Genomic DNA, 24528 nt, shown 5'->3' with positions numbered 1-24528 from the left:
ATAGGAACTAAAAGTAGAATTTTCTCTTAAGATACAAGCAGGAGATTCCGCATGAAAACATCTAAATTTACTGACAGTCAGATCATGTTCATTTTGAAACAGGCGGAATCTGGTACACCTGTAACTACTCTTTGCCGTGAACATGGCATGAGCAATACTACATTCTATAAATGGCGTGCTAAATATGGCGGTAGTGCTGGAATCACAAGCGGGTTTACCGCATTTACTGTGAGTTGGCACTGAATCTGCGTATTAAACCGAGAAGAAGACTAAAACGGCATGCACCTGAACCACTGAAAGAACCAATCCGAGAAAATCAATTTTGGTCACTGGATTTTATGCACGATCAGCTTTCCGATGGTCGCAAGTTTCGATTATTGAATGTAATTGATGATTACCGCCGCGAAGGCTTAGCCATTGAAGTGGGGTTTTCATTAGCTGCAATACGAGTTATTCGAGCACTCAATCAGTTGTTAGAATATCGAGAAAAGCCTTTAGTGATTAGATGCGACAATGGACCTGAGTTTATCAGTCATGAATTCGTACGCTGGGCAACTGAACACGGTATTCGTATTGAATATATTCAACCAGGTAAACCACAGCAAAATGCATATATTGAACGTTATAATCGAACCATACGTTATAGTTGCCTGAGCAAACATTTATTTGATACTTTGGATGAAGTACAAGATTATACAACAAACTGGCTGTGGCATTACAATCATGAAAGACCGCACCAAGCCAACAAAGAAAGGCGGCTGCTTAACCTCTACTTTTAACTTCGGTTATTTATGGGAGGATTCCCATATAGCTGCGATTCGCATAAAGTTTTGCTTCTAAACCATCAACTAAATGCTCATCTATTTTTATGTCAGCCACGTGTCCATTAGATAGGGCTAAACAAACGATTTCGACAAGTTGAGTCATCGCAACATGTAATTTACAGCCATAGAACCAGCCCATTTAGCGTTTACCGCGAGACGAGATTTTAGCTAATGATTTATGGTGTCGAATCTGTTGATTTTTACAGACAGGTAAAGTGGTAGAATCGATCCATAAATATTGGCTATTTTGACCTTTCGTTGGAGCTACATATAAAGCATGTAATGCCAATTAGTGTATATTGATGAGATGGATCATTCGTTGGTAACAGGGCAAGCGTTTGAATAAATATCTTTTATCTTGCTTCAACCATGTGAAAAATGCTTTGAAATTGTTGAAATGAGAGCATTTATACCAAATGGAAATAAAAGTAATTTCTGAAATACTCAAGTGTGCTGTTGGGATTCTTGAGAAACGATGGCTTTGCTTAAGGCTTAAGGAATTGCCAATAAGTTGCTTCAAATTTAAGAAAGAAATCATCAATTATGCAAAATAATTCGGTACTATCGAACATCAGGACTAGAGTTGCGAGTTTGGTGTGGTAACACAACTGATGGCTCTAGTCCTCTTATTTTTCAAGTCAATTTCTTATCCGCGATTCGGGTTAATTAAGTTAGTTTAGTATAGCAATATTTTAAATTAATAGTAACGAGAATTTTATGCCAGCAAATGGTTGTATTTATATTCAAAGAGATGAAGTGGATTTACGAGAAGTTTTTGATCATGTAGAACGTGATAAAGACCTAGGAGAAAATGCTTCTTATTATGATGTTGTATTGGGTAAGGATACTGTACGTTTTTATGTAATGCCTTCTCAAGAAATTCCAAATCATTTACAATGTTTTCAGCGTTATATAGCTTCTCTAGATCAAGATCAAAAACGCAAGGATGATACTTCTTACGTAATTAGTCATACAAAGGTAGTATTAGGACTTGTTACTGATAAAGAATTTGATGAGAACCCTGCTATTTGGCAAAGTTTATTTGAGATAGCAGATAAATATGATGGCCTTATTTTTACATATGATAGTGTTTTACTCCCAAGTGGTACAATTCTTGTTGGTTCGCTATTAAATAATAAATAAAATAGCTATTTAAGTATCATAAAACATTTTCCATAACTAATAAAAAAAGCCTGGCATCCAGTCGAGTTTTTTTTCGTATTTCGTTACTAGGTATAACTCCTTGTCGTACCTTACATCCTGATGCTTAAACTTATTATTGTTGTTTTATGTTCTGGAATATTCTGTTCCTGTATAAGTTTATTTTAAGAAAATGACTAAGATATCTAATTCGCTAAATCCCTAAAATTTACAAGGAAAAACCCTACACATTTCATACTTCACCTTTCCGCCACCACCACTCGTCAGAAAGGTCAATAAATAATCAAAACTATCACGCTATAGTATATGAACCATTTCTAAAATCTATGGAGAGCAAAAATGGTTACTGCTGGCGAAAAACCTGGAACAGGCTTCTATTTTTGTATTCAATGCGGACATCGCGTTTATTTAGAAATTGGTACTGATCGTTTACCTCCGTGTACCAAATGCCTTGGCAAGCAATTTAACAGTAAGCTTGCTTAAGCTGCACACATCAAACAGTTATCCGCTGTTTTGAATGAAAGCCCTGTCCATCGACAGGGCTTTTTATTATTCTCGCTTATAAAAATAGGTGGGTAAAATTTAAGTCTCAATATCTCGACTAAATTTCCAACATACAACAGCGCCGAAACTCACTAAACACGTTCCAATCCAAAACGTCCCTTCTGGAACTGTTCGTAGCAATACACTGGCAAATATACTTGATAGAACAGGGGTAAAATAAGTCGCCATTAATAACAATTGAATCTGTCCAAACTGTAAACTTTGATTCCAGTTTTTATAGGCAATCCCAATTAAGGTTCCCATGACAATGATCACAAGCCACAGTTTTAAAGAAGGCATTTGCCACGACTGATGTGTCATAAAAAACAAAATCCACAGTGCGATAGCCGTAAAACAAAAAAATAAAGGAACGCCATTATGACCTTGTGCCAATTTTCGAGTCAGCACACAATATAACGACCATAAAATTGCCGCCACAAAAGCCAATAAATAGGCGACAGGATTTTTAGAAATAGTATCTAAAAATAAAGACAAATGAAAAAGTTGAGGGTTAATGACAATCCCTAACCCTACGACAGAAATAGCAATGCCTAAAAATGCAGGGAGTTGAAAAGAAAGCTGTCGATAGAGATAAGCAAACAATAAAGTCAAACTTGGCCATAAATAGTTAATCATCGCCAAGATCAAAGCTTCTTCACGTGTATGAGATAGACCAATTGAAGTTAAAAACAAAATTTCATAAAGAACAAAAAAGCTGCCGCAATAGACTAAATATTTTGGTGGTAAGGCTATTTTTAAGGCTTTGGGGTTGGATAACACAATACTGAATGCACTGACGCTATAAAGTAGTGCAATACCAAGCATAGGGGTTAATTGCTCGGTCACCAGTTTGACGCCACCCACGATACTCGCCCAAATCAAAATGGAAGAAAATCCAAGAAAATTGGCAATCATGGGTTTCATCTAACATTACCAGTGCAAACAATTTGTCCATTTTAAACAAAATAAGAATAATGAGGATATTTTAATTTCAAAGTTATGCACCGCATTAAGACAAAAAAATGAAAACGCACCAATATGGTTCATAAATTTAACAGTTAAATTGCGCTAAAATGAAAATGTTTGAATATGGTGCAATTAAAATTGCAAGCAGTATAATAGCAATGGGATAAACAGGTCTTTTTTAATATTCTGCTAAAGAATTCAATAAATTAGAATAGTCTCAAAAAGTTGGTATGGGAATTGCTTTATAATAGCCAACGACTAACACGCACTTCACAAGTGCAATAATACTTCATTGGAGCATACAGAGCATGGCGAACAAGGTCCTCGAACTCATCAAAGAAAGTGGCGCTAAATGGGTCGATTTTCGCTTTACGGATACTAAAGGTAAAGAGCAACACGTTACTTATCCAGCAGATTCAATTGATGAAGATACATTTGAAGACGGTAAAATGTTCGACGGTTCTTCAATTGCAGGTTGGAAAGGCATTGAAGCTTCTGACATGATTTTACGTCCGGATGCAGAAACTGGTTTTATCGACCCGTTCTTTGCTGAACCTACAGTGGTTGTAACTTGTGACGTTATTGAACCTTCAACTGGTCAAGGCTATGAACGTGACCCACGCTCGATCGCTCGTCGTGCAGAAGAATATTTAAAATCAACTGGTATTGGTGATACGGCATTCTTTGGTCCAGAGCCAGAATTCTTTGTATTTGACGAAGTAAAATGGGACATCGATATGTCTGGCGCTCGTCATACATTGATCGCTGAAGAAGCTGCATGGTCGACTGGTAAAGACTATGAATCTGGTAACTCTGGTCACCGTCCACGTGTTAAAGGTGGTTATTTCCCAGTTCCACCAGTGGATTCTTCACAAGATATGCGTGCAGAAATGTGTGCAAAAATTGAAGATATCATGGGTCCAGGTCGTGTAGAAGTACATCACCATGAAGTTGCATCTTGCCAGTTAGAAATTGGTGTGAGCTTCAATACACTTGTTCGTAAAGCTGATGAAGTACAACAATTCAAATATGCAGTGTGGAACGTTGCGCATCAATATGCAAAAACAGCAACCTTTATGCCTAAACCAATGGTAGGTGATAATGGTTCTGGTATGCACGTTCACATGTCGATCTCTAAAGATGGCAAGAACTTGTTTGCTGGTGATGAATATGCTGGTTTGTCAGAAATGGCACTTTACTTCATCGGTGGTGTCATCAAGCACGCTCGTGCATTGAATGCAATCACAAACCCGTCTACAAACTCTTATAAGCGTTTGGTTCCTCACTTCGAAGCACCAATTATGCTTGCTTACTCTGCACGTAACCGTTCAGCGTCTATCCGTATTCCTTACGTGTCTAGCCCGAAAGGCAAGCGTATCGAAGCTCGTTTCCCAGATCCAATGATGAACCCGTACTTGGGCTTTGCAGCATTGTTAATGGCGGGGATTGATGGGATTCAAAACAAAATCCATCCGGGCGAAGCGGCTGACAAAAACTTGTATGATCTTCCTCCTGAAGAAGAAGCAAAAATCCCAACAGTGGCTCACAGCCTAGATATGGCGCTTGAAGCACTTCAAAATGACCACGAATTCCTTCTTAAAGGTGGTGTGTTCACGAAAGAAATGTTGGATGCTTATATCGAACTTAAAACTGAAGATGTACGTCGTTTAAATACAACGACTCATCCAGTTGAATTTGATATGTACTACAGCTTGTAATCCATATCGATTTAAGAAAGCTCGCTTAATGCGGGCTTTTTTTATACTTTAAATTTTATGCTATATTGATGGAATCAAGAAAATAGAATAATAGTGAAGACTTAAATCATAAATTTCAGGCATAAAAAAACCCGCTTTAATGCTGCGGGCTTTTTTGTATTTGGCTCTCCCACCTGGGCTCGAACCAGGGACCTGCGGATTAACAGTCCGTCGCTCTACCGACTGAGCTATGGGAGAATCTGAAAGCGATTATAAGGGGATTTTAAATACGGTCAAGTCCAATCTGTCATGTTTCTTTCATTTTCCGTGTGTATGATGTTTATTTGAACAAATACTATATCTGACATAAAAATACTTGTGCTTTGAGTTGTAGATTGCTATGTTTGACAGCGTAAGAGTGTTTGAATGGACATTCAAACTGTGTGGATTTAACCCAACTTGCCAGCACTAAATGGCTAAATCGGAGGGCAGTATTATGCCAATTCTTCATATTCAAGATATCTTCTCTCAATTTAAATTTTATCAAGCTCAATATCTGGATATTGTGCGTGATCCCGTTTTGTATTATCAGCCTGTTGAAGATGCTCACATTCATTTTTCTATCGTGAGTGAAGAAAAAATCTATCTAGGTGATTTGTTACAATTATGGTTTGGGGATAAATGGACTGAGCATCAGGTAAAAGTTCTAAATGATGTCAATCATGGACTATGGACGCAATTGAGCGAATGCTGGTACAACTCTCTATTTCTTTTTGCAATTGAGCGTAAAGGTTTATTTGCCAAAACTTCTGCGCTGGCTTGGAGTACAGAAGAACAGCAGATTAAAGAAATTACCCTAGATCAAACCTTGCCTTATTATTGTCATTATTTAAGTCTGGAACGACCTAAACGTTATAGTTAATTTTAATCAATTGAACGAGTTTCCTTACTTATAAAATAAAAAAATCTATCCGAAGATAGATTTTTTTATTTGCAAAAGTGGATTAAGCTTTTTTCTCAGCTTCAATAGAGGCAATCGCAGCATCGATGCCATCAATAGATTCAGCTGCTTTTTTGATACGCGCTAAAGCATCGACTAAAACTTCATCTGCTGTCGCATAAGAAATACGCATAAAGCCACCCAGACCAAAAGCATCACCCGGTACAACAGCAACACCTGTTTCTTCAAGTAACCATTCAGAAAACTCGGTGCAAGATTTTAAACCTTTGGCACGAATGAGTGGACGAATATTGGCATAAGCGTAGAAAGCGCCATCGGCTGGTAAGCAACTAATACCATGAATTTCGTTTAAGCCATTTACAACTAAATCATGACGGCGTTTAAATGCCTCAATCATTGGCTCAAGTACATCTTGTGGGCCATTCAATGCAGCTTCAGCAGCAACTTGTGAAATCGAAGTTGGGTTTGAAGTGGATTGAGACTGAATTTTTTTCATCGCGCCGATGAGCTTTGCTGGACCTGCTGCATAACCAATACGCCAGCCTGTCATGGCATAGGCTTTAGATACACCATTTAAAACAATAGTGCGGTCATACAAATCTGGAGCAACAGTCGCGATATTGTAGAACTCATCTTCCCAACGAATCGGTTCATACATATCGTCAGAAGCGATATAAACCTGTGGGTGTTTGCGTAAAACTTCAGCCAATGCTTCAAGTTCAGCTTTGGTATAAATCATGCCTGTTGGGTTAGAAGGGCTATTTAGTACCAATAAACGAGTATTTGGTGTAATCGCTGCTTCTAATTGTGCTGGCGTAATTTTAAAACGTTGGTCTTCACCACATTTTACAATCACAGGTGTCCCTTCAGCGATAATCACCATATCTGGATAACTTACCCAGTAAGGTGCAGGGATAATGACTTCGTCACCTTTATTTAACAATGCCAATGCAAGGTTAAAAAATGATTGTTTACCGCCACACGATACCAAAATCTGGTTCGCTTGATAATCAAGATTATTGTCGCGTTTAAATTTTGCAATGATTGCTTTTTTTAGGCCTGGCGTACCATCAACCGCTGTATATTTAGTAAAACCATTATTAATGGCTTCAATAGCAGCATCTTTGATGTGTTGCGGGGTATCAAAATCTGGTTCACCTGCGCCCAAACCAATCACATTTTTACCTGCTGCTTTAAGTTCAGCAGCTTTGTTGGTAACAGCAAGAGTAGGGGACGGTTTGATGGCATTCACACGATCAGACAGACGTACGTCCACGGCAGCATTCCTTCTTATGGGATTAAAAAAATAAAAGCATACTATCTTAGCCCAAAATTGTTGAGACGTGTTTTATTATCAAAACAAATTTATAAAAAACATGACACGAGTGTAATTCAAATAAACGAATAGACATTTACTTTGTTATTTTTAGCGGCATCTTAGGTGAAAATCATTTAAAATAACCAAAGGTCACCCAAAATTTAAGTGAACATCATGAGTGAACAAAAGCCCAAAGCGAAAAAGGCTTTAGTGAAATTACCTTTTCCAATGCCTCAAGCGGCAGATTGCGATGACGAAGATGCTGTGCATAATCAGGTTCGCCCAAAACCTGAACAATATGCAGATCGTACTTGGATGCCGCCACGTGGTACGCGTAGATCAATGGGAAAACGCTAATTTTAAGCTATTTTCTTTACGCTAAATCAAAAGCCTTTCATGTAACCATGAAAGGCTTTTTTACGACTATAAACATTGTGACTTGACGCAAGATGATGTTTTAGATTAATGTTATATTATAACATATCTATTATTGGGTCTTATATATGCAAGTTCTATCATCTCTTAAAAGTGCAAAAAAGCGTTCGCCAGATTGTCAAATTGTTCGTCGTCGTGGCAAGCTGTATGTGATTTGCAAATCCAATCCACGTTTTAAGGCACGTCAAGGATAAAAACAGGACTTTGCCTGTTTTTTTAACTCGCCTCTTTATCCTGATAAAAATGCTTTTTGCGCTGATACATTTGTTGATCGGCGCGTTTAAGCATGGCTTCAATACTTTCATTTTCAAGTGTGGTCGCAGACCCAAATGACATACTAATCGGCTGGCTTGAATAGTATTGATTGTCAATATTAAACAGTTCCTGAATGGTTTGTAGCATCACCAAAACTGCGGTTTCATCTGTTCCTGGCATCAGGATGACAAATTCATCTCCCCCAATACGTGACGCTGTATAGGTTGTATTTTGAATTGCTTGAGTTAAGACACTGCCAACACGACGTAATAGACCATCGCCCACGTCATGCCCTAGTTGATCATTGACTTCTTTTAAGCCATTCATATCCAGAAAAATACAGGAAACAGGTCGCAAGATACTACGTTCCAGACGATTAAGTTCTTCCGTAAAGAACGAGCGATTATATAGTTTGGTCAGCACATCATGTTTGCCCAAATATTCCAGATAATTTTCTGCTTTTTTCCGTGCAGTGATGTCGGTTAAAGCAACTTGAACCAGCCCCCAATCCTTTTCATAGCCCGGAAAAACAGTAAACTGCAACAACACATTACGAATACTGCCATCTAGTGCATAATTCACCGCTTCGCGTTGATGATGAATATTACCTTTCCATAACTCAATCAGTTGCTCGCGGAAGGTGCCTAGCATCTCATTTGAAAAAACTTTATGGATATTTTTGAGCAGGATTTGTTTATCAGGGGCTTGAAATAAATCGAGTGTCGCCTGATTGACATCGAGGATTAAAATATCCTCAATACATTGATTAACAAACTCAGGATGTACATCTAAAAAAGTTCGAAAATCATCAATTCCAATCTGTTTTAATTGATCAATTCGAACTTTGACCCGACTGAAATCTTCAACCCAAAGAGAAGCAGGTGAATATACAAATCTTGCTTCAGCCAATCTGCGATTTTTTTCTTCTAATCTACGTGCGTTTTGATAAGAAGTCACATCTTCAGTAGTAATGAGTAACCGTTCAAAAGATTGTTCGTATCCAGGAAGGATTGACCCACGTAGTTGAATGTCCAGACGTTTTCCAGACAGAGTGTAATTGACTGCTACACTCGAAAAATGAGTTTTACCATTCCATAAATCAATTAATTCATAAATATGAGATTTGAACATATCTTCCTGAAAGATACGATCTAGATTGCTACATAAATGTTCCTGTGAATTTGCTTCAAATAAATCCAGTGTTTGTTGATTGACCGAGATGATTTTTATTTTATGAGCGCATTGGCGTACCCGATCAAGATCTTCGCTTAAAAATGCGTGTAAATCTTCGACCCCCTGAGCGCGCCATGCATCAAACTGGATTTTTATATCGCTATAATCCTCCAGCCACATTGGAATCGGTGCAAGGTCAAAAATAGATGAATCTAAAGTCTGCATTCAGGAAATTCCAATGAATTATTTATTTTTCATGGAGTATAAAACCAACAGTTACACTTGGAAATAGTAAGGTGTAAAAAATAGACAATTTATGTGAAGTAGGTGAGCAAAAGTATCCATAGTTTTGCTGTGAAAGAGTCAGCATAAGATTTCTTTCATCACGTATTCAATTTTATTTATTCTTCTTTGCAAGGCAGAGATAAAAAAAGACGGAATAAGAGAAATCTATAAAGCTCTTTTATAAAGGAATAAAAGAGCAGGGAATACAATATCTTATGATTTTATTCGATTAATGGGATGTTGAATGGTGATGTCACCACGCCAGAGTTTAATGAAGTCTTGTTCATCGATATCATAAAGTTCCATCAATGCCACAATCACCCCGACAAAAATCATCGCACCTTCGCGATTATCATGAAAATTAAAAATCTTGCCATTGAGTTTGCTTAAAATATCTTCAAGCTCACTTTCGCGGCCACGGCCATAGCGGTCGCGCGGGTAGATATCTTCATTTAAAACAATGAGTGCAATCGATTTTTCAGCATCACTCAAATCAGTTTTATCTAAGGCTTCTTCAAAAGAGTCGCTACCATGATCAAAATAAAAAATCACATCGTCGTTAATAAAGGACTGTACGGTATGCGAAGTCAAATCTGGAAATTGTGAAATGGCATTTTCATCAATATAGGGTTTAAACGACTCAGGCAAGATTACATTATTGTGAATACCTTTAAATAAAGGTGCAATCTCAGAGACTTTATAACCTGCAATGCCACAACCCAAAGCGGTGATGAAATATTTCATTTTGGGATGATGTTGGGCATAGACTTTAAAATCATCTATATAGTGTTCAATTTGCGATAATGGCATCCGCTGCAAATGTTCATTTAAAGTGGGAATGGCAAAGCTTTGACCTGCCCAACCACGACCAACATGATTCACCGCACCAAAATGCTGTGCAGCGACACGTGCTGCACCATGTGTGTGTTGTCCAGCCATATTACTGCCAAAGACAAAAACCGTATCTTCAGGAAGTTCTGTGATGATGCTTTCGTCGTGATAATGGTATGCCATGTTGTTTCAATTCTGATCCTGATATGTTCCATGTTGCAGACGAAACGCAGATGGGTCAAGTACAAAATATAGAAATTAAATTTACAGGAAAAGCCTTTAAATTGAGGGTGAATTACCCCATAAAGGGCTTAGTGAAATGAAATTTTGAAAAGAAGAGAGCAGCCGAGTGAGCGATATGCAACCCTTTGAATTAGTCACCAGTTACCAACCCGCAGGTGATCAGCCTCAAGCGATTGAAAAACTGGTGCATGGTGTTGAAAGTGGCTATCGCAATCAGTTGCTATTGGGGGTTACGGGGTCGGGTAAAACCTATACCATGGCTAATGTCATTGCTCAGACTCAACGCCCCACGATTGTCATGGCGCATAATAAAACCTTAGCAGCGCAGCTTTATGGTGAGTTTAAGGCTTTTTTCCCTAATAACGCGGTGGAATATTTCGTTAGTTACTACGATTACTATCAGCCAGAAGCCTACGTACCCTCGTCAGATACTTTTATTGAAAAAGATGCCGCGATTAATGATCATATTGATCAGATGCGTCTTTCGGCGACACGAGCTTTATTAGAACGTCGTGATGCAATTATTGTGGCCTCGGTTTCTGCTATTTATGGTTTGGGTGATCCTGAAGCCTATATGAAAATGTTGCTGCATGTGGTCGAAGGTGATCGTGTCAATCGTGATGATTTGATTCGCCGTCTGGTTGAAATGCAATATACCCGTAATGAACTGGAATTTTTACGGGGTACTTACCGTATTCGGGGTGAAATTTTAGATGTATTTCCTGCCGAATCGGATCAAAATGCGATCCGTATCGAGTTGTTTGATGACGAAGTTGAATCAATTCGCTGGTTTGATCCTTTAACAGGTAAAATGTTGCGTCAAGTGCCGCGTGTAACCATTTATCCGAAAAGCCATTATGTGACGCCAAAAGACAATTTATCGCGCGCGATTGATACTATTAAAGTTGAATTACAGGATCAGCTTAAATTTTTCCGTGAACATGACAAATTGATCGAAGCACAGCGCATCGAGCAACGGACGCGTTACGATCTGGAAATGATGCAGCAATTAGGCTACACCAATGGCATCGAAAACTATTCACGTCATTTATCAGGTCGTCCATCGGGTGAAGCACCACCGACTTTATTTGATTATATACCTGATGATGCATTACTGATTATCGATGAATCGCATGTCACTGTTCCACAAATTGGCGCAATGTATAAGGGTGACCGTTCACGCAAAGAAAATCTGGTGAATTATGGTTTTCGTTTGCCAAGTGCACTGGACAATCGCCCGATGAAATTTGAAGAATGGGAGCGTATTGTTCCGACTACAATTTATGTCAGTGCAACACCTGCCAAGTACGAATTAGAACGATCAGATCAGATTGTAGAGCAAGTGGTACGTCCGACAGGTCTAGTCGATCCTGAAATTGAAATTCGTCCAGTGTTGACACAAGTTGACGATGTATTGTCTGAAATTAATCTGCGCAAAGATCTGGATGAACGGGTTTTGGTGACGACATTAACCAAACGTATGGCAGAAGATTTGACCTCTTATTTAAAAGAATATGGGGTGAAAGTCGCCTATTTGCATTCTGATATCGATACGGTTGAACGGGTCAAAATTATTCATGAACTCCGCACAGGCGTTTATGATGTGCTAGTGGGTATTAACTTGCTCCGTGAGGGATTGGATATGCCAGAAGTGTCTTTGGTTGCGATTTTGGATGCAGACAAAGAAGGCTTTTTACGTTCCGAACGTTCATTGATTCAAACGATTGGTCGTGCTGCACGTAACCTGAAAGGTAAAGCGATTTTGTATGCAGATCGTGTAACCGATTCCATGCAGAAAGCCATCGATGAAACAGATCGTCGTCGTAATAAGCAAATTGAGTTTAATCAGGAACATGGGATTACCCCGCGTAGTGCAGTACGTCAGAAAATTAAAGAAATTAATACTGGCGAAGTCTTTAATGATGACGAGATTGATGCCAAAATTTCTGATCAGGCGAAGGCGCTTTCAGCAGACGAACGACATATTCTGGCTGATCCAAAACTCTTTACCAAGCATATTGGTAAATTAGAGAAGGAAATGATCAAGGCATCGAAAGAGTTGCAATTTGAGCAAGCAGCGCGTTTACGCGATGAAATTGTGCGTTTAAAAGCGCAGATGTTGCAATAAATCTGGACACCATTCTCTGTGTAAATTGCTACATATTTATACATTATTTGCATATAAAACAAGCTAATGTGAGTAATCTTGAATAAATCGATGCCGATTAAATCAGGCAATGAGCAGGGGAATACAAATGTCATTAAAACAGAATCTCCCAAAAGCCAGTTGGACACTGACTAAAATTGCAGTGGGCGGGATTGTATTAACAGGTTTAGCGGTTGCAACGGTTGCTTATGCGCAAAGTAAGCCCTTGCCAACGGTAGAGCGGGTTGAGTTAGACAAATACTTGGGTGTTTGGTATGAAATTGCACGTAAACCAATGTATTTTGAGAAACAATGTGCCAAGGACATTACCGCAACTTACACCTTGAATGAAAATGGCAACGTGACTGTTGATAATCGTTGTTACAGCAAAGATGGTGTGCTTAAACAATCGGTTGGTGAGGCTTTTGTCGAAAATCCTCCTTTTAATACCAAATTAAAAGTGAGCTTTTTGCCTGAAGCAATACGTTGGGTTCCTGTTGCGCGGGGAGATTATTGGATTCTTAAACTTGATGAAAATTATCAAACTGTATTGGTCGGAGAACCTTCCCGTAAATACTTATGGGTACTGTCTAGAACGCCTGAACTGTCTGAAGATGTATTGAATGAGTATTTGAGTTATGCAAAATCTTTAGGTTATGACCTGAATGATATTATTCGCCCTCAACATACTCTAAAATAATGGTTATGATGATAAGATCAAGCCATGCGAATGCATGGTTTTTTTATTTTTTAATCGGTTGATATTTTAGATATTTTTCGCGTGTTAATATAAGAGGTCAGGATGTTTAAGGGCATAATATTGTCGGTTATCGCATCGGTGACCTTTGGTGTATTGTATTTTTATACCCAGTTATTAACAGGTTTGGACAGTGAACAAACTTTTGGTTGGCGCATGTTGGCAACCTTGCCTTTTTTAACGCTGCTGATGTGGTTGTTGGGGGATTTGCCGCATATTAAAAGCATTTATCAACGCGTGCTTGCAAACCCAGCTTTCCTTTTATTAATGATTCTATCTTCGTTACTGACTTCAGTTCAGCTTTGGTTATTTTTATGGGGACCCATGAATGGACGAGGTTTACAGGTTTCACTGGGGTATTTTTTATTGCCGTTGGTTCTGGTGTTGAGCGGTAGCTTATTTTATGGCGAAAAACTGTCTAAATTTCAAATCGCTGCTGTGATTCTTGCGGTTATAGGCGTTAGTCACGAAATTTTTCGTTTAGGGTCTATTGCTTGGGAAACGGCACTGGTTGCTTTTGGTTACTCGGCTTATTTTTTATTGCGTAAAAAAATGGGGACGGATAATCTCGGTGGTTTTTGGTGGGATATTGTCATTATCTTACCTATTGCTGTGTATTTTATTCAAAGTGGGGCGGGAGGTCTGGCGATATTACAACAGCAACCTTTCATGTGGTTGGTTGTGCTTGGACTAGGTTTATTAAGCGCAGTGGGTTTGGGGAGTTATATTTTAGCAAGCCGTTTTTTACCGATGATTTTATTTGGTCTGCTTAGCTATTTAGAGCCTATTTTATTAGCATTGGCATCTTTGGCATTAGGTGAAAAAATTAGTCCTCAAGAATGGTACACTTACATTCCCATTTGGTGTGCGGTGTCATTGTTGGTGGTTGAGGGCAGTTGGCATCTTTATCAACAACATAAAAATAAACGGGCACTTGAGCGAAATGTTGCGCATTATCAAAAACGCTTAAACGAGGAAATCTGAGATAATTTTAATCAAATTTCAACACTTTAGACTTGAGTAACATTTGATATGATCAAAAAAAATACGACGAAATTTAAATTTCGACTCGCTTTTAAAAAAATAATGTAAAAATTAAAATAAAAAATTATAAGTATTTTATAAATTTATAGTGAATATCACTGAAAATATCATCGACATTCACAGCTTTTGATTCAATCTTGATGATAATTCCTTTACAATTATGGGGTTTTGAAATTCACGCCTAAAATTATTCATTAGAGGACGTATTTGTGAGCAAAGACACTATCATCGCCCTACACGCGGAACACCAAGGTCGCTGGGAAAACCGCGAAGAAATTGCGGAACATATGATCGCGTTAATCGGTCAGTTATACCGTGAAAAAAATATTGTCGTTTCTGTTTACGGTCGTTCTTTAATTAACCGCTCTGTGATTCAGATTTTAAAAACGCATCGTCGTACTCGCGTGGTTGATGTTGAGCTTTCTGTTGTTAATACTTTCCCAATTTTAGAAGCATTGGCTAAAATTGAGAATATCGGTTCTGCTGAAGTGGATATTGGTAAACTTGCTGTTGAATATAAAGAAAAAGGCGGCGATATCGATGCTTTTGTTGCTCAAGCTGTTGAGTCAATTAAAGGTAATGCAACTTCTGAACAACCTAAAGATGTCGTGTTGTACGGTTTTGGTCGTATCGGTCGTATCTTGGCGCGTTTAATCATCAGTCAATCTGGCTTGGGTCGCGGTTTAAGCCTTAAAGCAATCGTAGTACGCAAATCTTCTGATGGTGATTTGGCAAAACGTGCGTCTTTGTTACGTCGTGACTCAATTCACGGTACTTTCGCAGGAACCATTGCTGTTGATGAGGAAAACGAAGCGATCATCGCAAACGGTAACTACATCAAAGTCATCTATGCATCTAGTCCAAGTGAAGTGGATTATACCCAGTATGGTATTAACAATGCGCTTCTGATTGATAATACGGGTAAATGGCGCGATGCTGAAGGTCTAAGCCAACACTTGAAATGTGCGGGTATTGCACGTGTCGTGTTGACGGCACCAAGTAAAGGCGAAATGAAAAACGTCGTATACGGTGTAAATAACGCAGATATCTTGGATGAAGACAAGATCATTTCTGCTGCAAGCTGTACTACCAATGCAATTACACCAATCCTAAAAGTATTGGATGAGAAATATCACGTGTTAAATGGTCACGTTGAAACTGTTCATTCATTTACCAATGACCAAAACTTGATTGATAACTATCATAAAGCGGATCGTCGTGGTCGTGCGGCAACTTTGAACATGGTCATTACTGAAACTGGTGCAGCGAAAGCAGTTGCGAAAGCATTGCCACAGCTTAAAGGTAAATTAACAGGTAACTCGGTTCGTGTACCAACACCAAACGTTTCACTTGCGATCTTGAATTTGACATTAGATAAAGAAGTAGATCGTGACGAAGTGAATGAATATATTCGTCAGATTTCAATTAACTCGAATCTACAAGGTCAAATTGGTTATACCAATTCAACTGAAGTGGTTTCAAGTGACTTTATTGGTTCACGTACTGCGGGCGTATTTGATGCTCAGGCAACGATTACTTCGGGTAATCGCTTAACTGCTTATGTTTGGTATGACAATGAAGTCGGTTATAGCTGTCAGGTATTACGTATCGCTGAGCAAATGTGCGGCGTAAGCTATCCAAAAGTTCCTGCTGGAACCGATGCTTAAGCGTTTTTCTGATCAAGATTTCCAAAAGCTCAGTTTCGACTGAGCTTTTTTACATAAGATACAAAACCAAAGCTGAATATTTTACAAATTATGTGAACACTATTCACGAAGGAAAAAACAGATTAAGGATAGATCGTTGCAATTCAGACAAGCGTTGGGTGCATTGGCATTTATTGTATTGGCAGCTTTGATTGGTGTTGCTATTGCTATATGGGTATTTAAAAACTTTAATATTTATATCCCATTGAAAAATCAAGCTGTTGATATTGATTTACAAGAACCTTTACAGGCCAAAGTTAAAATTCAGGATGCTTTGGATGTGGATGTGACGGGGAGAGTCAATGCCTCTATTCCCATTCGTGAAGATCTGAATATCCCTTTAACTCAGACATTGACCCCACGTGTTTATTTCGATAACCAGGTTCCAATTAAAACTTCGATTCCAGTCAAAGAAACCTTAAAAGTGAATCAGGATTTACCCATCGACACTAAAGTTCAGGTCAAAGTCTTGGGTAAAGATATTACTTTACCTTTGAAAGGAACGATTCCAATCAAACTGGATGTACCGATTGATATACAAGTTCCGCTTGAACAAAGTGTGCATCTTAAGTTTGATGCGCCTGTACGCACAGTGTTAAAAGAAAATTTAAATATTCCACTGGATACGACGCTTAAAACCAATATTCCAATTAATGGACATTTGAATGTCCCGATTGAAACAGCTTTAGCTGCTTCGGTAGATGTGCAAAATACTTTGCCGATTAAAATCAGACAGGGCGAGTTAAAAATTCCATTATCGAGTATCCGGATTCAAAAGGCTGGCGATTTACAGCCTGCGCCACAGAACAAGGACTCTGTTGCTGTACAGCATAAGGAGCGGTAATCGATGTGGATTTTTGCTTCTGTTAAACGGAGTTTATTGATTTTTATTAGTATCGTGATGTTGGTCGCGATTTTATTCTGGTTGTATTTGAATATTCAGACCTCTGTTTCAGTTTCTTCTCATCATGCCCAGATTCATTTACCAGAATCACTTCCGACTAAAATCCATGTCGGAAATTATCTACAAACTCGATCGGTAGGTAAACTAGATACGACGATTGATATCAATCGTCAGTTAGATTTACCGTTACGTGGTAAATATTTGGCCGATTTAAGTTTTGAAGTAGAAACGCCAATCACAGTCAATATCGATTATTCTACGATGCTGAAAGTTGATGAAACGATGCCACTTGAAACCACAACAGATCTGATCTATCAAAATAAATTATTACCCAAGTTTCCTTTAAAGTTAGATATTCCGATTCAACTGGATGTACCTTTTCAGCTCAAACGCAGTTATACCTTGCCTGTTAAAATTTCATTTAGTGGACCTGTCTATTTTGAGTTTAATGAACCAGTACATTTAAATGTACAACATCAGTTCAAACCGACTTTGAATATTAATGATCCAATGACCCTGCGTAAGATTGCGACTTTTAATGCCATTATGTATAACTCCGTACAAACGACTCAGGCGAATCTGGATATGCAGATGCAGTTACCATTGAAGAATATAAGACCATAAAATTTTATTGTGAATAGAGAAGTTTTTAGTTGTTTTTAAAGTTGTATGCTGCTGATTATTCAATGTAATTAAAGTGAGGTAATAAGAATGAAATTATTTTTTTGGACTTTGTTACTCGGCATTGTTGTTGTTCCTAGTTATGCAAAAGCAGTAGTGTATGATCTCAAGCAAGTTATGCAGGATCGCTATGAAAAAGATTGTACCATTCGGGATGGTTATGATTTATATGAATTTCCAGACATTGATAAAGTGCTTAAAGCACATGTGATTAAAAATAAATTTGTAGAGGAACAAGTTTACGTAAGTAATATATTCTTTTTAAAAAATGTTGAATATGAAGGTGTTCCAATTCAGAAAATTGAGTTTTCATATGGAAATATTGCGAAGCAAATGAATCAAACACTTTACTTTGATTTATCCACGTCCAAAGCGAGGGAAAGCTTTGCCAAAATTAAATTCAATTTCAATCAACCTAAGAAATATGCTGGGCTTAATGTTGAAAAAAAAGGAAAATTAGCATTAGTACAATGCTACTGGTCCGATGTTGACTTTATAACAAATGAGTAATAAACCAAAAAAATCAGTTTGTTGATTTTTCTATTCGAGAAATCTATTAAAATATGGCAGAATAGGCGGTTTTTAGAGATTTCAGAGGATTGGCACATGCGCTTTGTTGATGAAGCAGTCATTACCGTAGAGGCTGGCGACGGTGGCAATGGCGTAGCCAGTTTTCGCCGTGAAAAATTTGTACCGTTTGGTGGGCCAGATGGCGGCGACGGTGGTCGTGGTGGTAGTGTATATATCCAAGCGGATGATGATACCAGTACACTAGTGGACTATCGTTATACGCGTAAATTCCGCGCAGAACGTGGAAAAAATGGTTCAGGTGCGAACTGCTCAGGTCGTGGCGGTGAAGATGTTATTTTAAAAGTTCCTGTGGGAACAACTATTGTTGATACTGACTCAGGCGATATTATTGGCGATTTGGTCAAAGACGGTCAGCGTGTTTTGGTTGCTCATGGTGGCGATGGTGGTTTGGGAAATACTCATTTTAAATCATCAACCAACCGTGCACCGCGCAAATTTACTTCTGGAGTCAAAGGCGAATTTCGTGAAATTCGTTTAGAGCTCAAAGTATTAGCAGATGTTGGTTTGCTCGGTATGCCAAATGCGGGTAAATCTACTTTTATTCGTGCAGTCAGTGCGGCGAAACCGAAAGTTGCAGATTATCCATTTACCACGATGGTGCCAAATCTGGGTGTGGTCGATGCCGATCGTCATCGCTCATTTGTGATGGCGGATATTCCAGGGTTGATTGAAGGTGCAGCAGAAGGTGCAGGGCTTGGGATTCGCTTCCTGAAACATTTGGCGCGGACTCGTATTTTATTACATATCGTGGATGTGCAACCGATTGATGGTTCAGATCCTGCGCATAATGCTAGAGCGATTGTGGCGGAACTGGAAAAATTCTCTCCGACCTTGGCGAAACTGCCGATTGTATTGGTTTTAAATAAACTTGATCAGTTGGATGAAGACAGCCGTGATGAATGGTGTCAACACATCATTGATGAATTGCAATGGACAGGACCAGTGTTTAAGACTTCTGGTTTGTTAGAGGAAGGCACTAAACCTGTGGTGTATTACCTCATGGATCAGATTGAACAACAACGCGAACGTGAAGTTGAAGATCCAGAATACGCAGCAGAAGTGAAAGCATTCCGTGAGCAGCTTGAAGCTGAAACGCGAGAACAAACCATCGCAGCCAAAGAAGCATATCGTGCTATGCGCCGCGCACAACGTCTGGAAGGCTTACTGGCTGGGGAAGATGATGATGACTTCGATGACGAAGATGATGATAACGATGTCGAAAGTATTTATGTACGTGACTAGAGTTCGCAATTTGGCTTTTTAAAAAACCTTTAATTCTCCCTGAGAAGCACTCGTCTCTGTTTCGCAAGGGGAAAATAATTTGAGGAAAACATGATAGAAGTGGTGGATGGGCAACGTCAGCTCAATGCGTGTAAACGAATCGTTGTTAAAATCGGATCATCGCTACTCACAGCAAACGGGCAAGGTTTAGATTTAGATGCAATCTCGCATTGGGCAATGCAAATTGCCGATCTACACACTGCTGGACACGAAATTATTTTGGTTTCGTCTGGTGCTGTAGCTGAAGGGATGGTACGCATGAAACTGACCAGCCGACCCACCGATCTACCCAGCCTGCAAGCCTGTGCGGCTATTGGTCAAATGGGCTTGATCCATACTTGGTCAAGTGTACTTGAAAAGCATCATATTCAGACTGCGCAAGTGCTTTTGACACATGATGATCTGGCGGATCGTCGTCGTTACTTGAACTCTTGTGATGCCTTGCAAAACTTGATTGACTGGCGCGTGATTCCTGTCATTAATGAAAATGATACGGTATCTACCGACGAAATTCGTTTTGGTGATAACGATACCTTGGCGGCGATGGTGGCAGGGCAAGTGCATGCAGATTTATTAATCATTCTGACCGATCAACAAGGCATGTTTGACTCAGACCCTCGTAGCAATCCAGATGCCAAACTTTTGACTGAAGTCCGTGCTTTAGATGACAGTTTGTTTGAAATGGCGGGTGGTGGTGGTGTACTTGGACGTGGTGGTATGGTCACTAAAGTCCGTGCAGCTCGTTTAGCCGCAAAATCAGGCTGTCCAACGCTAATCGCCAGTGGTGAAAGTGATCGAGTATTATCGCGATTAATGTCTGGTGAAATGCTCGGGACTTTATTTAGTACCGATAAAGACCGTATGACCGCGCATCAGCAATGGTTAGCTGCACATTTACAAACTGCAGGTCGTTTAATTATTGATGATGGTGCGGTGGAAGCGATTAAGGAGCGTCATCGAAGTTTGTTACCTGTGGGTGTGAAAGCGGTCGAAGGACATTTTGATCGCGGTGATGTGGTGGAATGTGTAGACAAATCGGGTAAACGTATTGCTGTTGGACGGGTCAACTTTAGCTCACAATCTGCTGATATTATTAAAGGATTGGCTTCGGACAAAGTCTATCAAGTGCTAGGTGAAGCGCGTTCACTGGAAATGATCCATCGTAACCACATGGCGATTTACTAAATTTTAAAAATAAAACAACTCGCTTAGGCGAGTTTTTTTATATCTGCCAGTTTGGGAAGGTGTTGATCTTCTCCGACCATATAACAACTATCTGCTAGACTAAACATCTGTAAATCTTCATAGCTATTGCCATACGCATAAACATGCGCGTAATCATTGAGATGATAAGCCTCATGAACCCGAATCTTTTTCTGCTCAGAACTACAGTCGGGTGTAGAATATTGACCTGTAATGAATCCATTATGGATTTCAACTTGTGTACAGATCAGATCGATATTGAGGAGTTCACACACTGGTTTCAGATACAAATCGATTGAAGCAGAAACCAGTACCACTTTATCGCCTTGCGCCTGATGTTGTAATAGGCGTTGAAATAGCTGAGTGTCCAGATTTTTCACTAAAGTTTGCGCGTATTCTTGACCCAGTTGCTGTAGTTGTTTTGCTGAATTTCCTTTAAACATCGTACTAAAAAGCTTGGCGCGCATAGCATCAGCGGGATAAAGTTTTAAATAATAAGCCTGAATCCATGGAAGAATTCTCAGGCCTTTACGCATGATATGTCTTTTAGACAAAGTATAAAAAATAAAGCCAGTGAAACTATCTTTCGTACAGAGTGTTCCGTCAAAATCAAACAGGGCGAGATTTATAGTCTTATTCTTTTCGCTCGTTGCATACATGTTTCATATCTTCCATTGACGCGGGAGGCAAACCAGTTGGTATTGTAATCTCGGCTTAATTTAGGCCCAGAAATAATGACTTGTGGCATGATGGCATAAATAGGTTCTTTGCCTGTCTTTGTTTTGTATAGTTTTTTCACTGCAATATAGGTTTGAGTATCTTCAAAAGATTTCTCTTTCTCTTTTTTTAGATCTGAACGAATTTGACGTGGTGTCACCAGTACATTATTTTGCGCAAAGACAGAGATAAGTTCTTTCTCAGATTGGCTAAGAACCGCACGAGGACTGCCATCTTTATTATAAAGCAATAAATCACCATCCAGATCCAGTTCTTTCGGTGTTAAATCATTGAGCATACTTTGAAAAGCCGCGTTACGACTTGAATACATGCCTGAATTATAATCAGCAAATCGATAAATCGATTTATTATAATCGGCAGGATACATCATTAAACGATGTATTCCATAATACAAGCCACCATATTGTGTATATAAATCGTCACGTAATTCATTGGTATTCATGCGTGAACGCTTATGATCCTGAGCATAAGTAATCAGCACCTGCATGGAACCCAGCGTAGTAATCGGATTCATCTTTTCGCCAATATCCTGACCCACCAGTTTGGCTGCACCTGTTAGGGCACTGACATGGTAATGACTCGCCATAAAATCAAAAATCTGGCGATAAAGTAAATCCAGATCGCGTTCTGTACGGACTTTACGCATTTGGCTCATATAATTATTATCTGGAGAGGGTTGGTTTTTGAGTACGTCCTCAAAATAACCCGCAACTTGACCACCAATCGTAGTCCCTAGCTTTTCTTCAAATTTTTCATTTAAACGTGTATTAACTTCTTTAACCGCTTTCGCACCCAAGCCAGGTACCACGGGATCAGCCACAAAATTAGATTCTTGATCGACCACGGCGACAATACTGCATACATTTTCTTTGGTTTTTGGAATGCCTAATTTTTCCATAATGTCGTCAATATCATTGGCCCAAGATTCACGACCATTTACGCGTGTCGGAATCACACGTTTAATCTGTTCTGCTTTAAATTCTGGCTCATCTTTTTGAGACCACCAATTACCATCACCGCATCCAACTAATGCAAGACTCAACGTAATTGTGCTCAATGATTTTAAATAAAAACCAGATTTAATTGGGCTATTCATGCAAGCAGGGCACCTTGATAAAAAGATGAGCAAAAAAGACAGATGCAGTATACTATGTTGATCAAAAAAAGCATGAATATTATGTATATTGGCTCCTATCAACTGTCAAATAATTTAATCGTTGCCCCAATGGCCGGAGTCACTGACCGTCCATTTCGTTCGCTATGCAAATATTTTGGAGCAGGGCATGCGGTCAGTGAAATGATGACCGCCGACAAAACACTGCGTATGACGAAAAAAAGTTTATATCGTGCTAATTTTGATGGTGAGCTTGCGCCTATTTCGGCACAAATTGCAGGTTCTGACCCTGAGCAACTGGCTGAAGCGGCACGTTATCAAGTCGAAAATGGTGCCCAAATCGTGGACATTAATATGGGTTGTCCTGCTAAAAAAGTCTGCAATAAGCTGGCAGGCTCAGCCTTGTTACAGGATGAAGATCTGGTGGCACGTATTTTAGATAGCGTGGTTGCTGCAGTGGATGTTCCTGTGACCTTAAAAACTCGACTAGGTTTTTTAAATGGTCATGAAAATATTCTACGAGTTGCGCAACGTGCCGAACAAGCAGGCATAGCAGCATTGGCCTTACATGGTCGAACTCGTGAAGATATGTATTTAAATACCGCGCGTTATGATTTGATTAAGGAAGTAAAGCAACTTCTAAATATTCCTGTAATTGCTAATGGCGATATTGATGGTCCAGAAAAGGCTAAATTTGTGCTGGATTATACGGGTGCTGATGCGATCATGATTGGGCGTGCAGCGCAGGGCCGTCCGTGGATTTTTCGGGAAATTGCCCATTATTTGAAAACAGGTGAACATTTGGCTGCACCCAGTATCGCTGAAGTGAAACAGGTGTTGCTGGGGCATCTGGATGAGCTGTATCAGTTTTATGGCGAATATTCAGGCTGTCGCATCGCACGTAAACATATTGCTTGGTACACCAAAGGCTTACGTTCAAGTAATGAGTTTCGCCAAAATATGTATCAAGTTGAAACGACCCATCAACAGGCTCAAGTCGTGGAAGCTTATTTTAATCAATTATTGGATCAAGGACATATCATGAGTGATGTCCAAGTGGAACAGGTCGATTTATTGGTGATCAATTAAGGATAAGCAGCCATGACGGATATTTATAAAATCAGTAAGGAAAGTCTACTGCTTTTAGCTGAATATAATGTCTGGGCAACGCAGCGATTATTGAATAGCTTGAAGCCATTATCTGATGATGAACTGCATTGTGATGCCGGTTTATTTTTTAGCAGCATTTTGGGAACATTGAATCATCTTTTGGTCGGTGAACATTTACTTTGGTACGCGCGGTTTGCCCAGTCTATTTCTCCCAAAATGACACTGAATGCTATTGTTGAACAGGATCCTGTGCAATTATTTATAGAATTAGAGTCAAGAGCTAAAAACTGGATCACTTTTCTTGAGCAGTTAGATCAAGAAAATTTGAACAGTCAGTTCAGTTATCAAACGGCAAGTGGTGAAGCAAAGTGTTTACCTTATGCAGCGACGTTATTACATGTGTTTAAACATGCGACCCAGCATCGAGGGCAGATTACCGCAGCCTTAACGGGATTGGGTTATGAGTGTCCTGAGCTTGATTTGGTCTATATGCTGGTAGAAAAGCATGCATCATTTTTAGATACTGAATAGATGTCTTTTATCGCTTTTCTTTCATCATTG

23 protein-coding genes, 1 tRNA gene and 2 pseudogenes are annotated in these 24528 nt (G+C 39.2%); 18 read left to right on the top strand and 8 right to left on the bottom strand.

The genetic code is table 11. The features are described from left to right. Window positions 1–51: 51 nt before the first annotated feature. Window positions 52–779 (top strand): annotated as a pseudogene (locus J500_RS12950) (IS3 family transposase). A 25-nt stretch (window positions 780–804) separates the two neighbouring features. Here J500_RS12950 and J500_RS17160 read toward each other — a convergent pair. After that, a pseudogene (locus J500_RS17160) lies at window positions 805–1396 on the bottom strand (transposase); the annotation flags it as partial. Between the two features lie 145 nt (window positions 1397–1541). Here J500_RS17160 and J500_RS12945 point away from each other — a divergent pair. Both J500_RS12945 and J500_RS17155 read left to right on the top strand, forming a co-directional pair. After that, window positions 1542–1967, top strand: a complete 426-nt coding sequence (locus J500_RS12945; RefSeq protein WP_004996716.1) for a hypothetical protein — start codon at window positions 1542–1544, stop codon at window positions 1965–1967. A 357-nt stretch (window positions 1968–2324) separates the two neighbouring features. Beyond that, entirely contained in the window at window positions 2325–2468 is a 144-nt protein-coding gene (locus J500_RS17155) for a zinc ribbon-containing protein (RefSeq protein ID WP_004987005.1), read from the top strand. 99 nt (window positions 2469–2567) lie between these two features. Here J500_RS17155 and yddG read toward each other — a convergent pair whose 3' ends face one another. Further along, entirely contained in the window at window positions 2568–3443 is an 876-nt protein-coding gene (gene yddG, locus J500_RS12940) for an aromatic amino acid DMT transporter YddG (protein WP_004996720.1), read from the bottom strand. A 359-nt stretch (window positions 3444–3802) separates the two neighbouring features. Here yddG and glnA point away from each other — a divergent pair, with 359 nt between their 5' ends. Then, window positions 3803–5212 (top strand): type I glutamate--ammonia ligase, encoded by a 1410-nt coding sequence (gene glnA, locus J500_RS12935; protein WP_004987001.1) that lies wholly within the window; start codon window positions 3803–3805, stop codon window positions 5210–5212. 161 nt (window positions 5213–5373) lie between these two features. Here glnA and J500_RS12930 read toward each other — a convergent pair. Further along, window positions 5374–5449: transfer RNA gene (locus J500_RS12930), tRNA-Asn, on the bottom strand. Window positions 5450–5687: 238 nt separating this feature from the next. Here J500_RS12930 and J500_RS12925 point away from each other — a divergent pair. Then, window positions 5688–6113, top strand: a complete 426-nt coding sequence (locus tag J500_RS12925) for a hypothetical protein (RefSeq protein ID WP_004996721.1) — start codon at window positions 5688–5690, stop codon at window positions 6111–6113. An 82-nt stretch (window positions 6114–6195) separates the two neighbouring features. Here the strand turns inward: J500_RS12925 and J500_RS12920 are convergent, their stop codons facing one another. After that, a complete protein-coding gene (locus tag J500_RS12920) occupies window positions 6196–7428 on the bottom strand; it encodes a pyridoxal phosphate-dependent aminotransferase (protein ID WP_034699926.1) in 1233 nt (410 codons plus the stop codon). Between the two features lie 216 nt (window positions 7429–7644). On the opposite strand from J500_RS12920, the gene J500_RS12915 reads away from it, so the two are divergent. Next, window positions 7645–7827 carry a hypothetical protein gene (locus J500_RS12915; protein ID WP_004986994.1) on the top strand — a complete coding sequence of 61 codons (183 nt, stop codon included), beginning with the start codon at window positions 7645–7647 and terminating at the stop codon, window positions 7825–7827. A gap of 146 nt (window positions 7828–7973) precedes the next feature. Next, window positions 7974–8099, top strand: coding sequence for a type B 50S ribosomal protein L36 (gene ykgO / locus J500_RS12910; protein ID WP_010588981.1), 126 nt, complete (start codon window positions 7974–7976; stop codon window positions 8097–8099). A 22-nt stretch (window positions 8100–8121) separates the two neighbouring features. On the opposite strand, the gene J500_RS12905 is transcribed toward ykgO, so the two are convergent. Further along, the gene (locus J500_RS12905; RefSeq protein WP_004986989.1) at window positions 8122–9558 is read right to left on the bottom strand and encodes a diguanylate cyclase domain-containing protein; all 1437 of its coding nucleotides are present in this window, start codon (window positions 9556–9558) and stop codon (window positions 8122–8124) included. A 273-nt stretch (window positions 9559–9831) separates the two neighbouring features. Further along, window positions 9832–10632 (bottom strand): hypothetical protein, encoded by an 801-nt coding sequence (locus J500_RS12900; RefSeq protein ID WP_004996722.1) that lies wholly within the window; start codon window positions 10630–10632, stop codon window positions 9832–9834. Between the two features lie 166 nt (window positions 10633–10798). Between J500_RS12900 and uvrB the strand changes: the two genes are divergently transcribed. The 9 genes from uvrB to proB all read left to right on the top strand — a co-directional run bounded on the left by uvrB (window position 10799) and on the right by proB (window position 20987). After that, window positions 10799–12820 (top strand): excinuclease ABC subunit UvrB, encoded by a 2022-nt coding sequence (gene uvrB / locus J500_RS12895; RefSeq protein ID WP_034699922.1) that lies wholly within the window; start codon window positions 10799–10801, stop codon window positions 12818–12820. Window positions 12821–12947: 127 nt separating this feature from the next. After that, complete coding sequence (locus J500_RS12890; protein ID WP_004986974.1) at window positions 12948–13538, top strand: lipocalin family protein; 591 nt, start codon at window positions 12948–12950, stop codon at window positions 13536–13538. A gap of 102 nt (window positions 13539–13640) precedes the next feature. Continuing rightward, window positions 13641–14579, top strand: coding sequence for an EamA family transporter RarD (gene rarD, locus J500_RS12885; RefSeq protein WP_004996724.1), 939 nt, complete (start codon window positions 13641–13643; stop codon window positions 14577–14579). Between the two features lie 269 nt (window positions 14580–14848). After that, window positions 14849–16306 carry a glyceraldehyde-3-phosphate dehydrogenase gene (locus tag J500_RS12880; RefSeq protein ID WP_004986966.1) on the top strand — a complete coding sequence of 486 codons (1458 nt, stop codon included), beginning with the start codon at window positions 14849–14851 and terminating at the stop codon, window positions 16304–16306. 136 nt (window positions 16307–16442) lie between these two features. Continuing rightward, on the top strand, window positions 16443–17189 hold the full coding sequence (locus tag J500_RS12875; protein WP_004996725.1) for a hypothetical protein: 747 nt from the start codon (window positions 16443–16445) through the stop codon (window positions 17187–17189). Window positions 17190–17198: 9 nt separating this feature from the next. After that, the gene (locus J500_RS12870) at window positions 17199–17873 is read left to right on the top strand and encodes a hypothetical protein (RefSeq protein ID WP_201686726.1); all 675 of its coding nucleotides are present in this window, start codon (window positions 17199–17201) and stop codon (window positions 17871–17873) included. Between the two features lie 87 nt (window positions 17874–17960). After that, window positions 17961–18440: a hypothetical protein gene (locus J500_RS12865; protein ID WP_004996727.1), complete on the top strand. Its 480-nt coding sequence runs from the start codon at window positions 17961–17963 to the stop codon at window positions 18438–18440. Window positions 18441–18536: 96 nt separating this feature from the next. Then, a complete protein-coding gene (gene cgtA / locus J500_RS12860; protein WP_004996728.1) occupies window positions 18537–19763 on the top strand; it encodes an Obg family GTPase CgtA in 1227 nt (408 codons plus the stop codon). 90 nt (window positions 19764–19853) lie between these two features. Continuing rightward, window positions 19854–20987, top strand: a complete 1134-nt coding sequence (gene proB / locus J500_RS12855) for a glutamate 5-kinase (RefSeq protein ID WP_004996731.1) — start codon at window positions 19854–19856, stop codon at window positions 20985–20987. 23 nt (window positions 20988–21010) lie between these two features. Here proB and J500_RS12850 read toward each other — a convergent pair whose 3' ends face one another. Both J500_RS12850 and J500_RS12845 read right to left on the bottom strand, forming a co-directional pair. Next, a complete protein-coding gene (locus J500_RS12850; RefSeq protein ID WP_004996732.1) occupies window positions 21011–21664 on the bottom strand; it encodes an HAD-IB family hydrolase in 654 nt (217 codons plus the stop codon). Continuing rightward, window positions 21631–22839, bottom strand: a complete 1209-nt coding sequence (locus J500_RS12845; RefSeq protein ID WP_004996734.1) for a DUF1615 domain-containing protein — start codon at window positions 22837–22839, stop codon at window positions 21631–21633. Before J500_RS12845 ends, J500_RS12850 begins: the two co-directional genes overlap by 34 nt. An 81-nt stretch (window positions 22840–22920) precedes the next feature. On the opposite strand from J500_RS12845, the gene dusB reads away from it, so the two are divergent. Together dusB and J500_RS12835 are read left to right on the top strand one after the other, a co-directional pair. After that, entirely contained in the window at window positions 22921–23946 is a 1026-nt protein-coding gene (gene dusB / locus J500_RS12840; protein ID WP_010588982.1) for a tRNA dihydrouridine synthase DusB, read from the top strand. Window positions 23947–23958: 12 nt separating this feature from the next. Next, window positions 23959–24498 carry a DinB family protein gene (locus tag J500_RS12835; RefSeq protein WP_004996746.1) on the top strand — a complete coding sequence of 180 codons (540 nt, stop codon included), beginning with the start codon at window positions 23959–23961 and terminating at the stop codon, window positions 24496–24498. The last annotated feature ends 30 nt before the right edge of the window (window positions 24499–24528 follow it).

This window comes from Acinetobacter sp. 479375 (assembly GCF_000581715.1).
Classification (GTDB): Bacteria; Pseudomonadota; Gammaproteobacteria; order Pseudomonadales; family Moraxellaceae; genus Acinetobacter; species Acinetobacter ursingii.
This window is presented reverse-complemented; position numbering and strand designations above follow the sequence as displayed.